This is a genomic window from Lacipirellula limnantheis (assembly GCF_007746075.1).
GTDB lineage: Bacteria > Planctomycetota > Planctomycetia > Pirellulales > Lacipirellulaceae > Lacipirellula > Lacipirellula limnantheis.
In genome coordinates this window covers 39129-51303 of record NZ_CP036339.1, presented here as the reverse complement: position 1 = coordinate 51303, position 12175 = coordinate 39129, and the positions used below count along the sequence as shown (strand labels likewise).

At 64.8% G+C, this 12175-nt stretch carries 11 protein-coding genes; 7 read left to right on the top strand and 4 right to left on the bottom strand.

Going from position 1 to position 12175, the window contains the following annotated elements:
• Positions 1-55 precede the first annotated feature (55 nt).
• The 5 genes from I41_RS00195 (at position 56) to I41_RS00180 (ending at position 5093) form a co-directional block, all read left to right on the top strand.
• Positions 56-493, top strand: coding sequence for a Minf_1886 family protein (locus I41_RS00195; RefSeq protein ID WP_145429827.1), 438 nt, complete (start codon positions 56-58; stop codon positions 491-493).
• Positions 490-630, top strand: coding sequence for a hypothetical protein (locus tag I41_RS26915; protein WP_168206574.1), 141 nt, complete (start codon positions 490-492; stop codon positions 628-630). Before I41_RS00195 ends, I41_RS26915 begins: the two co-directional genes overlap by 4 nt.
• A gap of 123 nt (positions 631-753) precedes the next feature.
• A complete protein-coding gene (locus I41_RS00190) occupies positions 754-1041 on the top strand; it encodes a co-chaperone GroES (RefSeq protein WP_145429825.1) in 288 nt (95 codons plus the stop codon).
• A gap of 350 nt (positions 1042-1391) precedes the next feature.
• Positions 1392-2486 carry a prenyltransferase/squalene oxidase repeat-containing protein gene (locus tag I41_RS00185; protein WP_145429823.1) on the top strand — a complete coding sequence of 365 codons (1095 nt, stop codon included), beginning with the start codon at positions 1392-1394 and terminating at the stop codon, positions 2484-2486.
• Positions 2487-2741: 255 nt separating this feature from the next.
• Entirely contained in the window at positions 2742-5093 is a 2352-nt protein-coding gene (locus tag I41_RS00180; protein WP_145429821.1) for a DUF11 domain-containing protein, read from the top strand.
• Between the two features lie 19 nt (positions 5094-5112).
• Here I41_RS00180 and I41_RS00175 read toward each other — a convergent pair whose 3' ends face one another.
• A complete protein-coding gene (locus I41_RS00175; protein ID WP_145429819.1) occupies positions 5113-5745 on the bottom strand; it encodes a Uma2 family endonuclease in 633 nt (210 codons plus the stop codon).
• An 85-nt stretch (positions 5746-5830) separates the two neighbouring features.
• On the bottom strand, positions 5831-6769 hold the full coding sequence (locus tag I41_RS00170) for a histone deacetylase family protein (protein WP_168206573.1): 939 nt from the start codon (positions 6767-6769) through the stop codon (positions 5831-5833).
• 210 nt (positions 6770-6979) lie between these two features.
• On the opposite strand from I41_RS00170, the gene I41_RS00165 reads away from it, so the two are divergent.
• A complete protein-coding gene (locus I41_RS00165; RefSeq protein WP_145429817.1) occupies positions 6980-8518 on the top strand; it encodes a hypothetical protein in 1539 nt (512 codons plus the stop codon).
• A gap of 75 nt (positions 8519-8593) precedes the next feature.
• Here I41_RS00165 and I41_RS00160 read toward each other — a convergent pair whose 3' ends face one another.
• Together I41_RS00160 and I41_RS00155 are read right to left on the bottom strand one after the other, a co-directional pair.
• On the bottom strand, positions 8594-9148 hold the full coding sequence (locus I41_RS00160; protein WP_145429815.1) for a DUF6580 family putative transport protein: 555 nt from the start codon (positions 9146-9148) through the stop codon (positions 8594-8596).
• An 87-nt stretch (positions 9149-9235) separates the two neighbouring features.
• Complete coding sequence (locus I41_RS00155; protein ID WP_168206572.1) at positions 9236-9706, bottom strand: DUF4430 domain-containing protein; 471 nt, start codon at positions 9704-9706, stop codon at positions 9236-9238.
• 249 nt (positions 9707-9955) lie between these two features.
• Between I41_RS00155 and I41_RS00150 the strand changes: the two genes are divergently transcribed.
• Positions 9956-12097 carry a 3-hydroxyacyl-CoA dehydrogenase NAD-binding domain-containing protein gene (locus I41_RS00150; RefSeq protein ID WP_145429811.1) on the top strand — a complete coding sequence of 714 codons (2142 nt, stop codon included), beginning with the start codon at positions 9956-9958 and terminating at the stop codon, positions 12095-12097.
• Positions 12098-12175: the final 78 nt, after the last annotated feature.

Genomic DNA, 12175 nt, shown 5'->3' with positions numbered 1-12175 from the left:
ATTTAGAGACGACGAGCCGCCCGCACGGCCGCGCGTCGACTTTCCCGAGACCGCCATGCTTGATCCCGCTCACCCGATTGCAGAACTCTTGCGGCACGACCGGCGTTATCACTTTGACGCATATGTGTTCGTGTTCGAGGCGCTCCGATTCGCGCAAGAAAAGATGGGCCTCGGCGCCGAGCCCGATGACGACGTCGACGATCCGGACGATCAGCCCGAGCGGCACGTCACGGGACAGCAACTCTGCGAGGCGATGCGGCGTTACGCCCACCAGCAGTATGGGTACCTCGCGAAGCAGGTGCTGAATCACTGGGGAATCCGCAGCACCGGTGATTTCGGCGAGATCGTCTTCAACCTGATCGAGATCGGTCAGATGCGCAAGACGCCGGACGACCGACGGGAAGACTTCGACGACGTGTTCGACTTCGACGAAGGATTCCGGCACAGCTTCCAGATTTCGGCGGCCGACGCGTTCGAGGAACCGCGGTCGTGAGCCGTCCCCAGGGTGCCAAACAGCCGGCTGGGCCCGCACCGCCCGTGGTGCGCGGCCATCGCGGGCAACTCGTCTTCGCCAGCATTCTCTTGGCGGCGTGGTTACTTTTCTTGGCGGCGATGGCGGCGACCGCTTGATATGGACCGGCGATTCAGTGTGAAATGGATCCCTTGTCGGCCTGACAGCCGCCACCAACTATCTTCGCCGTTGCAAATTGCCGCCGCGAGTCTGTTCCATCCTCTGGTTTAACTGAGCGTGCCATGAAAGTTGTCCCCCTGGGCGACAAGTTAGTTGTGAAGCGTTTGGAGTCGGCGGAGCGGACGGCGGGCGGCATCCTGCTTCCCGACGCGGCCCGCGATAAGCCGCAGCAAGGCCGAGTCTTGAGCGTCGGCGACGGCCGACTCCTCCCCGACGGCACGCGGGCGGCGCTGGAATTCAATGAAGGCGACCGCGTCGTTTTCAGCAATTACTCGGGCGCCGAGGTCACCATCGACGATGAGAAACTGCTGATCCTCAACTCGGACGACGTGCTGGCGATCGTTCGTTGACATTCGCGCTGCCGTCGATCGTTCCGCCAGCGGCGTCGCAAAAGACGACGGCGCTATGTCCCCACTGACGATGTCCGCCGTTGGGAATCGACCGCATATGGTCTCGCCTCGCCGCCATGGCCCAGACGAGTGACGCCGCCAGTAGCCGTCGAGGACGCGTATGGTGGCCGATACTCGCCTCCAAAAGGTTGAACTCGACGTTCGGTTGGCAAAGAATTCGGAACGCTAGTTGCTCATTTGCGGCCAACTTGCGTCGAAGCCGTTGCGCGCTCATTGGCTTCCGTCATTCGTTCCAGTCACGACTCCAACTTCATCGCGCCAACGGCGCTGATTCTTCGAAGGATGCAATCATGCGATTCTGTGGGTTACTCACCGTGGCGGCGCTGCTGTTCACTGCCGGTCCGCCCTGTGGCGCTCTTCTCGCCGCGGAAGCTGTTTCGGCTCAGCAGCTGGTCGATCGGGGCGTCGAGTTCCTTCGCAAGTCGCAGGCCGCCGATGGCTCGTTCAGCAAGCAAGCCGGCCCCGGGATAACCGCGATCGTCGCCACCGGCCTCTTGGAAAACGGCGTGCCAGCCGACGACCCGCTCGTTGCCAAGGCGCTCGACTATCTGCAGACGTTCGTCCGCTCCGACGGGGCAGTCTCGGCGGAAGGCTCTAAGTACAGCAACTACGAAACTTGCATGTCGATCCGCGCCTTCCAGGCGGCGAACGCCAACGGCAAGCACGACGACCTGCTGAAAAACGCCGGCGCCTACGTCAAGAAAATTCAGTGGGACGGCGACGAAGACCACGGCGAGACGAGCGACTTCTACGGGGGAGCGGGCTACGGCGGCCATGGGCGGCCCGATCTGTCGAATACCACGTTCCTACTAGACGCCCTTGAGGCGCTCGACACCCCCGACGACGATGAAGCGGTCGAGCGCGCCCTGGTATTCGTCTCCCGCTGCCAAAACCTGCCGAGCAAGTACAACGAAACGAAGTTCCCGCAGCTCAACCCCGACGGCGGCTTTTACTACACCATCGCCCAAGGCGGTTCGAGTCAAGCAGGCGCCTTGCCGAACGGCGGGTTGCGGAGCTACGGCTCGATGACCTACGCCGGTCTCAAAAGCATGCTCTATGCCGGCGTCGACAAAGACGACGCGCGCGTCAAGGCGGCGATCGAGTGGCTGCAGCAACACTACTCGCTCGACGAAAACCCCGGCATGGGCGATTCGGGCCTGTACTACTACTTCCACACGTTCGCCAAGTCGCTCGACGCCTACGGCGAATCAAGCTTCGTCGAGAAAGACGGCGACAAGCACGATTGGAAGCAGGAACTGATCGCGGCGCTGGCTGCTCGGCAACGGGAAGACGGCAGCTGGGTCAACTCGAACGAGCGCTGGCTCGAGGCCGACCCGAACCTGGCGACAGGCTACGCCCTGCTAGCACTCTCTTACGCAAAGTAGCCCGCGACCGCCCCCATACCCAACCGCAGCCGGACCGCCACGCGGTCCGGGCGGCGGCGCGACAAGGCGCTGCGCGTCTCGCAAGCGCAACTGCTCTTCACCCGCGCGTGGCGATTTGGTACCACCCGACGCCTACGCCGCACCGGCGGCGTCAGACTGGAGCGTGCGCTGAGGATTTCGGGCCCTGCAAGGATTCGCAGCCCCCTTCGGCGACCACAGCGTCATCGAACATCGTTCACGATCGGGGTTTTTGGTATGGAAACCATCTCCGCACCCGCCGCGCCGCGCCGGCTTGTTGGCCGTTTGATCCCCTGGACGCTGGCGTCGGGGCTCTTCGCGGGAGGCGGATTCGGCGTTTACCATGTTGCCGTTCCCCCGACTGGCCTCATCGCCGAGAAATCCGAGACCGGCGAAGATCCCTTTGCTGCGCCTGGCTCGTCCGCGGCGAGCACGCAGATTCGCCAACTCTTCGCACAACAGCCCGTCCCGCCGACGGAACCGACTGCGAATCGCTACGCCGCTGCAGCGCCGCCGTCGTCCGAGCAGGTGGCTCAGCCGGCGGCCGACGACGAAGTTGCGACGCCCCGCAACGCCGCCGAGCTGACGGGAATCCAAAACCCGGCGTCGCCGACGAGCGTACCGCCCGCCGACACGGCCGAAGTCACTCGCGGGCAAGAGCCAGGACCGAATACGCTACGGCAACCGGCGGCAACAGCGAGTCCAGCCACGGAGACGCCAATGCCGGCAGCGGAAACAGCCGCGCCGGGGCCGGGTGCAGCGGTCTCGAATCCATTCGCGGCGTCGAACCGCTACGGCGCTGCCCCTCCGGCGGCGGCCGCCGCGGCCGCTTCCGCCGCCGCTGTCAACGCTGCGAATGCCTTCGGCCCCGCGGAACCTACGCCGGCCGAAGCGTTGCCTGCTGCATCGCCGACGCCGACGACTCCGATCCCGCCGGGATTTGAACCGCAACAACCAGTCCCGGCGCCCGCCGCAGCTGCCGTGACCGCGGCGGAGCCAACGATGGCCGAGCCTCCGGCAAGTCCCTTCAGCGCACCGCCGGCCGCCGCACCCGTGGAGGTCGCCGCGCGCCCGTTGCCAAACTCCTTTGCCAGCGAGGTCGCTCAGTCGTCGTCGCAGCCGCTGAATCAGCTTCGTGCCGCTGAAGGCAGCGCCGCCATCACGCCGACCCCGGGCTTGGCCACCGCCGACGGTTCGGGCCAACCTGGAGGTCGCGAACTCGAGGGGCTCCAAAGCCCCGCCATCACCGTTCAGAAGCAAACGCCGACTGAGATTCAGGTCGGTCGCAAATGCACCTTCGCCGTCCGCGTTCACAACAACAGCAAGCAAACCGTGCAGGGCGTGCAAATTCATGACGAAGTCCCGCTCGGCACGCAGCTGATCGGCACGGCGCCGAAGGCGCAAGTCGCCGGCGCGCGAATCCTCTGGGATCTCGGCACGATGGCGCCAGGCGAAGAGCGGATCGTGGAGATGGAACTATTGCCGACGACCGAAGGCGAGCTCGGGAGCGTTGCCACCGTGACATTCGCCGCCCAAGCATCGGCCAAGGTTCGCTGCACGAAGCCGGAGCTTGCCCTGCGTCTCACGGCGCCGCCGCGGGTGATGATCGGCGAGAAGCAACTCGTGGAGATTGAAGTCTCGAACCCTGGCAGCGGCGACGCGACGGGCGTCTTGCTGCTGGAAACGATTCCGCCGGGCGTCAGTAACGAGGCGGGACCGGCGCTCGAATTCGAAGTCGGCACGCTGAAGGCGGGCGAATCGCGTCGTCTTGATTTGCAGCTCACCGCCGAACAAGCAGGCCGCATCAACAACATGATGGTCGCCCGCGGCGACGCGAATCTGGAAGTCCAGGCGGCCTGCGAATTTGAAGTGATCGCGCCGGCGCTGAAGGTTTCGATCGACGGCCCCAGCATGCGGTATCTCGATCGCCCGGCGACCTACACCGTGAACATTCAGAACCCCGGCACTGCGTCGGCCAAGGAGGTGCAGTTGATCACGCAACTGCCCAAGGGATTGAAGTTCAAGACGGCCGACAGTTATGGGGAGTACGACGCGGCGACGCACAGCGTCCATTGGAGTCTCGCCGAACTTCCCGCCAACGAGTCGGGTTCGGTCCAGCTGACGGCTCTGCCGGTGGAAGCGGGCGAGTACAAGCTGCAAGTCGCCACCCGCGCCGAACAAGGATTAGAAGATCGCACCGAAACGAGCATCAAGGTCGAAGGCCTGGCGGTGCTCTCCTTCGAAGTGAAGGCAGCCGACGGCGCCGTGCCGATCGGCGGCGAAACTACCTACGACGTGACGGTCGTCAACCAGGGTTCCAAGGCCGCCGCCAACGTGCAAGTGCAGGTCGCCGTCCCCGACGGCTTGCGCGCCCTCGCCGGCGACGGCGCGACGCCAGGGGTCGCGCAGCAGCAAGGCGTGAACTTCGCTCCCATCGCGCAACTCGCGCCGAAGGCCGAAGCCAAGTTCCGCATCCAGGTGCAAGGCCTCAAGCCGGGAGACCAACGGGCCAAGATCATGGTCACGGCCGACGAAATGCAGGCGCCGATTACCAAAGAGCAGAGCACGCAGGTGTATGCGGATCAGTAAATGACGTTGTTCGCAGCCGTCAAATCGTGCCGTCAGCGGCCTGGAATACGGCGGTGGCGTCGACGCTAAAGCCTTCGAGTAACTTGGAGGTCGCTTGGTCTCCTGGTCGGAACTCTCCAACCGTCGTGTAGGCCGAGCCGTCTAGCGCAAGGACAGTGATTCGACGCTCGACAGGATCAACGATCAAGTATTCAGGGATGCCGGCAGCGGCATAATCCTCGCGTTTTGTAATATAGTCTCGCTCGCGGCTCTTGGCGTCGTCGCTGACGATCTCCACGACCAAGTCGGCGCCGGTCCAAAACCGATCCTGAATGTGAGATCGATTCTCCCGCCCGAAATAGACGATGTCGGGCTCGCGAAACACGTCTGCCGCGATTCGCACGCGCAGGGCGGCGATCATCACCTCGCCCAACTTGCGTTTGTCGACAAACCGACTCATCAACCTGAACAAGTAGATTAAGATCCGCTGATGCGCCGTCGCCGGCATTTCGAGCACATCAATCTTGCCTGCCGAGAACTCCACCAGCTGGTTGACGCCGTCGGTGAACTGCAGGTAGTCGTCAACGGACCACTTTCCCTGCAGCGGAAAGAGTCTGGCGACTTCCCACGCAGGTTCGAGGCTGAACGTTGAAGGAGAGGGAAGAATTGACATCGCCTCACGGCTCGCAGTTAACCAATGATCTTGTGGACGCGGACACTGATAGCATAGCTCTGCCAGCTCCTCGATCCCATTGGACCTACTGGGCTTGGCCCAGCAGGCCCGCCAAATGCACCGCCACGCAATCCGCCAGCACCGGCGGGTTGTAGCCTCCTTCGAGCACGCTCACGAGTCGGCCCGTCGCGTAATCGTCGGCCACGGCGCGCACGACGCCGGTCAGCTCCGCGAAGTCTTCGGTCTCCAGTCCCAGCGAACCAATCGGATCGGCGGCATGGCTGTCAAAACCTGCGCTGACCAGTACGAGCTGCGGCTTCATCCGCTCAGCGAACGTCGTGAGCTCCGCCGTGAAGCGAGCGAGGTAGTCGCGCCGCGGCGTGCCAAACGTTACCGGCAAGTTGCGCGTCGCGCCGAGACCGTCGCCATGTCCTGTTTCGTCAGCAGCGCCCGTGCCCGGCCAGAAGGGCCAACGATGAATCGAGAAGAAGCCGACGCGCGAGTCGCCGTAGAACAGATCCTGGGTTCCGTTGCCATGGTGAACGTCCCAGTCGACGACGAGCACGCGGTCGAGTTGATACTCGTCGAGCGCCGCCTGTGCGGCGATCGCCACATTGCCTAGCAGGCAGAACCCCATCGCCCGGCCCGCCAATGCATGGTGCCCGGGCGGGCGACTCAGGCAGAGAGCCGTGTGATCTTCCCCCCCAATGACGCGCCGCACGGCGTCGCAGACCGCGCCCGCCGCCAGCCGGGCCACTTCGTACGAAGCAGGGGAAGCGACCGTATCCGCGTCGAGTCTGCCGCCGCCGCGCTCACCCAGCTGGGCCAACGACTGGAGGTAGTCGCGGTCGTGGACAGTCAGCAGCTGCGCGTCCGTCGCCGGTTCCCACGCCGGCCGCTGGCAGCGCCCCGCCAGACCAGAGCTTTCCAGGTGGGCAGTGATGTGCTGCAGCCTCACGGCCGACTCCGGGTGGTTGCCCGTCTGGTGGTCGAGAAAGCGGGGGTCGGCGTACAGGAGCGTCACGACGTCTCTTTCGAAATGCCCGTGGCCGGAGGTTTCGCGGCGTCGGCGCTGCCAAAACCCTCGGGAAAACAGCCCTTAGCTTGACATTCGCGAAGCCCCCTGAGTAGGGTGGACTGTGGACCGATTCGCGCCATTTCCGCAAATCTACCCCGCCCATCGCCGGGCGCTGGTCGCGACACGGTCCGCCGGAACTCACGAGGAGACGAGGTCATGACCCATCCAGGTCGTTCGCGCTGGCAATCTATCTTTGCCTTGGCAGCCCTTGCCGCAATGGTCTGTGCGGCGCGTCCCGCCGTCGCCCAGAAGGCGCTCAAGCCCCAAATCGAAAAGGCGCAGGCCAACGCCCTCGCTGGACGCGTCGCCACGATATTGCGCGATACGAACGCCCCGGACCCCGAGGAGACAAAGGTCCTCGACGACTTCTTCATGAAGTACATGTACCCGGCGATGACGGCCTATCAACCGCCGGAGGTCCTGGGACAACTGGCGACGTCGCGCGAGCAATTGTTCACGCGGTACATTAATACCGCGAAGTCGCAGGGCGCGCGCGACTATCTCAATTCGAAGACGCTGACCGCGATGGGCGCCATCGCCAAGGGCCCTTACCATCCGTCGGTCCGTTACAACGCCGCGTTGATCGTCGGGCAGCTCGATCAAACCCCGGGAGCTCCCCTTCCGGCGGCGACGGAGGTGTTGGCGGCGCTCCTCGAAAGCGACGAGTTCAACAAAGTCCCTGCACCCACGGCGTTAAAGATCGCCGCCATCATCGGCCTGCAACGCCGCGTCGCGGGGCTTGAACCAGCCGTGTCCCAGCGCATCGCCAAGGCCGCCACCGCCGTCGCGCTCCGCAAGGAAGCGCCCGAAGACGCCTCGCCCGAGGTCTACGGTTGGGTACGCAAGAACGCCGCCAAGCTCCTCACCGCGCAAGTCGCCACCGGGATGACGCCCGAAGTCCATCAAACGATGGTCACGCTGATCTCCGACAAGTCCATTGATTTGGACGACCGCTGCACGATCGCGCAGCTCCTGAAGCCCGACATGTACAAGGAGGCAAAGGGTCTCGACCTCGATGCGATGACCATCGCGCTCGGAGACTTGGCCAAACAGGTCCTCACGCTCGAAGCAAAGGACGCGAAGAAGTACGAAGACGAATTGCTCCAGAGCGGCGGCGCGTTCGCCGGCGGCGGCGGGGGCGGCGGCTTCGGCATGGGCCGCGGCGAAATGGGAATGCGCGGGGGAGGTTTCGGGGCCGGCATGGCGATGCCCGAAGAATTGGGGCCAACTTACGAACGCCGCCGCATGATCGATCGTCTGCTGGCGATTGCCGATGGCGCGAGCGCCGTCGCCGCAGGCGGCTCGGACGAATCGAAGGCTAAACTTGGCGAACTGGTGGCCGCGCTGCGCGGGGTGGCCGAGCCCGCGGCGGAAGACAAGGCGCTGCTGGAAAAAATCGCTCCCGCGGTGCAGGATCTATCGGTCGACGTCAACAAACTCGTGGCGACCTGGACGCCCGCCGCCGCAGCCGCGGACGAACCGGCGGGCGGTGACTTTGGCGACGAGGCGGCCGCTGAACCGGCCGCGGACGCGCCGGCAGACGCCGCCGAACCTGCCGCCGCTGATCCAGCCGCCGTCGACGGAGCCGCTTCCCCGGCAGAACCTGCTGGCGAACCCGCCGCCCCGCCTGCGGAGGGAACAGCACCGCCCGCTGCTGAACCAGTGGCCGAAGCACCCGCCGCGGCAGCCGGCTGAACTGCAATTGGGCCCGGTGATTTTGCGCCCTGCGAGTGCAGCCATAAGGTTCGCGCAAGCTGTGTTCGATCGGCGTTAGCCGCGCTTCGCCTGCTCTTCCAACGCAGTGGGCTGCAACAGCTGGGCTGCCGCCAAGCAAGCGGTCATGAGGGCGATGTAGCAAACGTCCCCCGCCAACATCGTGCGATAGAAGGGCAGGCCCTTCACGTAGCTCTCAACCAGTCCCGCGGCGGTCGGGGCGTAAAGGCTCTTCGAAGCCCAAACGGCGAAGTTGGTGACCAGGTAAAACACCGTCGCCGGCACGAATCCGCACATCCCCCACAACGCCGCCCGTCGCCAGCCTTCACGAGCACGGGCGGCGCGGCCGAGCATCAGGGGGATGATCGCCGAGAGGTGCACCGACGCCTGGACTTGCCAGCTATCGTGAGACGGCAGCACCAGGTCGGAAACCACGAGCAACGTCGCCGGGAGCAACACCGCCGGGAGCCAGCTGCGGAAGTAGAAGGCGCCGAGCGCCGTCACGGCCGCCAACGGGGTGAAATTCCAAGCCGGCTGAGCCCAGCGACCCAGCACGCCAAAGGCGAGCAGCAAGGCAAAGATGGTCAGATCGCGGAGGGTCTCTCGATTCATAGCGGATATCAGAGCATGAAGTGAAGCGGCGACGGCCGCTAAATGGCCTAAAATTTAGTGCGCTGCGCCGAGGCGCGGCCGGTAATTCTACTCGGGTTCGGCAAATCGCCACAAGACGCGCTGCCCTGCGACCAGCGGCTGCACCTCGTAGCTCACGTCCCCCGGCTTGCCATCAATCTCGTATAGCCAGCAGCGGCCGCCGGGGCCTTGGTTCGCCACGCCATCGAGCGACGTCAGAAAACTCATCTTCCCCTCGCCTTGGCTGGCGAAGGCCAAGCCTGGGCCGAAATCTCGCGCCAGTCGCAGGGCGTCGCCGACCGTCATGCCGTCGCGGTAGGGGAGGGCGGCGTATTCCCGGCGGGCCCCGTTGCCAAAATCAATCTCCAGAGCCACCGTCTCGCCCGCCGCTGTCCGCGGCGTCCACTCGACGTGCGGCCGATCGGCCCCGGTCTGCCAAGCGTTCGCCCCGGGACGAACCGAAACCAGCAGCCACGAAGCGACGGCCAAGCCGCTGGCCAGCACCAGCGGCAGCGTCCAGGGGTTTCCGCGACGAGGCAATGTCGAATCGTTGGTCCCTGGGCTCGGCGCGGACGTTTCCATAGAATGCCAACATAGCAGCGACGCCTTTCCTGGTGAATTCGCCACTAGCCGGACCGCCACGCGGTTCGGTCAGCGGCGGCAAGCGACGTTGCTTGGCGAGCGTCTCGGCAGTTCGGCCCGGACCGCGTGGCGGTCCGGCTAGCTGCAATCCGCGGCGGCGTGCATCCTTTTCCTCCTGCTTCGATTCCCTCACTCAAGGCAGCAACGATGGCTGACGGTTTGCTCTTCCACCTGGAGTCGCCCGCCAGCGACATCGCGGTCATCACGATCAACGATCCGAAGAAGGGCGCCAACATCTTGTCGCGGCCAGCGCTGGCCGAACTCGACGGCTTGCTCACCTCGCTTGAGAAACGGACAGATCTCGCCGGCCTGATCATTCGCTCCACGAAGCCTGGCAACTACATCGCTGGCGCCGACCTGCGCGAATTCGTCGCCGACATCGACGCCCCGGCCGAGCAAATCGTGGAGATCTCGCGCCGCGGCCAGCAGCTCTTTGCACGGCTCTCGAAGACGCCGTTCGTCACCATTGCGGCGATCGAAGGCATCTGCGTCGGCGGCGGCGCCGAGCTTGCCGTCTGGTGCGATCGACGCATCATGGCCGCCGGCGGCGATACGGGCTTCGGCTTCCCCGAAGTAAAGATCGGCATTTATCCCGGATGGGGCGGTACGGCGCGTGCGCCGCGAATCATCGGGCTAAGCAACGCGATCGAGATCATCACCAGCGGCGAGAACATCGACGCCCAGACCGCGGCGGCCATGGGGCTCGTCAGCGACGTGACGGCTGGCGGAGACGCACTGCTGAACGCGGCCATCCGACTTGCCCGCGCCGAGCAGCAAAGCAAAGAGTACCTGGAAGACCGCTGCCGCTGGTTCGGGCCGATCAACATCAGCGAAACGGAACTTGGCTTCCTCGGCGCCACGGCGAGCGCCTATATCCAGGGCCAGACGAAAGGCCACTACCCAGCCCCGCTCGCCGCGCTGGAGGTGATGATCGGTTCGGCCGGCGTCGACGTCGAGACGGCCTGCCACATGGAAGCCGAAGGCTTCCCGCAACTCTTTGGCTCGCCCGTCAATCGCGCATTGCTCAACGTTTTCTTTCTGCGCGACCTCAACAAGAAGGCCGGCGCCGGCAAGGGAACGCCCCGCGATATTCGCTCGGTCAGCGTCATCGGCGCCGGCGTCATGGGGCAGGGGATTGCGGCCGCCAACATCAAGCGCGGCATCCCGGTTGCTCTCGGCGACACGAATGCCGACGCCGTCGGACGCGGCGTCCAGGGCATTCTCACCGAAGCGAGCTTCAACAAGCAAACCAAGGGCCCCGACGTCGCCAAGGCGCTCGCCCTTTCCCCGCTGATCAACGGCACGATGAGCGACGCCGAGTTGGCCGCGGCAGATCTGGTGGTCGAAGCAATCTACGAGAACGCCGAGGCGAAGCGCGAACTCTATGCCCGGTTGGAGAAGAAGCTGCCAGCCCACGCCGTCCTTTGCTCCAACACGTCGACCATCCCCATCAGCGACCTCGCCGCCGGACTCGTGCGACCCGAACAGTTCTGCGGCCTTCACTTCTTCAACCCCGTCCGCAAGATGCCGCTGGTCGAAGTCATCCGCGGCCGCGCCACCAGCGACGACACGATCGCCACCGCCGCGGCCTATGCGCGGCGCATCGGCAAGTCGCCGATCATTGTCAACGATGGCCCGGGTTTCCTGGTGAACCGCGTGCTGCTGCCGTACATGAACGAAGCGCTGCTGCTGCTCGAAGAGGGCGCCTCGATCAAATCGGTCGACCGCGCGGCCACCGCGTTCGGCATGCCGATGGGGCCGATCACGCTTTACGACACCGTCGGGCTCGACGTCGCGCTCCACGCCGGCGGCGTCATGCGGGCGGCGTTCCCCGATCGCGTCGTGCCGTCGACCATTCTGCCGGCGATGGTCGAAGCGGGCCGCATCGGCAAGAAACGAGGCGGCGGCTTTTTCAACTACTCCGGCAAGCGAAACGATCACGGCTCCGAGAGCCCCGAAGCGGCGGCGGTCATTGACGCGAACCGCCGCGGCGAGAAGAAGTTCGCGCATGAGGAACTCGCCGACCGGCTGCTGCTGCCGATGCTGCTCGAAGCGACCCGCGTTTTGGAGGACGGCGTCGCCGCCAATGTCCGCGACGTCGACCTCGCGCTGATCTACGGCATCGGCTTCCCACCGTTCCGCGGCGGCCTCTTCTTCTGGGCCGACACAATCGGCGCGAAGACGATCGTCGAAAAACTCAAAGCGTACGAGTCGCTCGGCGCACGCTTCGCGCCGACCAAACTCCTGCTGGAACACGCGAAGTCCGGCAAGAAGTTCTACGACGCGTAGGACTAATCGCGTATCTCCTTCACCACTCATTCAATTGAACCGCGACAAACACAATCAATTGGAACCGCCGATGAACGC

What these genes read in the sequence shown, in the direction of transcription:
- I41_RS00185 (WP_145429823.1), top strand. Translation starts at nt 1,392, where the DNA reads ATGCGATTCTGTGGGTTACTCACCGTGGCGGCGCTGCTGTTCACTGCC.
- I41_RS00150 (WP_145429811.1), top strand. Translation starts at nt 9,956, where the DNA reads ATGGCTGACGGTTTGCTCTTCCACCTGGAGTCGCCCGCCAGCGACATC.
- I41_RS00195 (WP_145429827.1), top strand. Translation starts at nt 56, where the DNA reads ATGCTTGATCCCGCTCACCCGATTGCAGAACTCTTGCGGCACGACCGG.
- I41_RS00160 (WP_145429815.1), bottom strand. Translation starts at nt 9,148, where the DNA reads ATGAATCGAGAGACCCTCCGCGATCTGACCATCTTTGCCTTGCTGCTC.
- I41_RS00175 (WP_145429819.1), bottom strand. Translation starts at nt 5,745, where the DNA reads ATGTCAATTCTTCCCTCTCCTTCAACGTTCAGCCTCGAACCTGCGTGG.
- I41_RS00190 (WP_145429825.1), top strand. Translation starts at nt 754, where the DNA reads ATGAAAGTTGTCCCCCTGGGCGACAAGTTAGTTGTGAAGCGTTTGGAG.
- I41_RS00165 (WP_145429817.1), top strand. Translation starts at nt 6,980, where the DNA reads ATGACCCATCCAGGTCGTTCGCGCTGGCAATCTATCTTTGCCTTGGCA.
- I41_RS00180 (WP_145429821.1), top strand. Translation starts at nt 2,742, where the DNA reads ATGGAAACCATCTCCGCACCCGCCGCGCCGCGCCGGCTTGTTGGCCGT.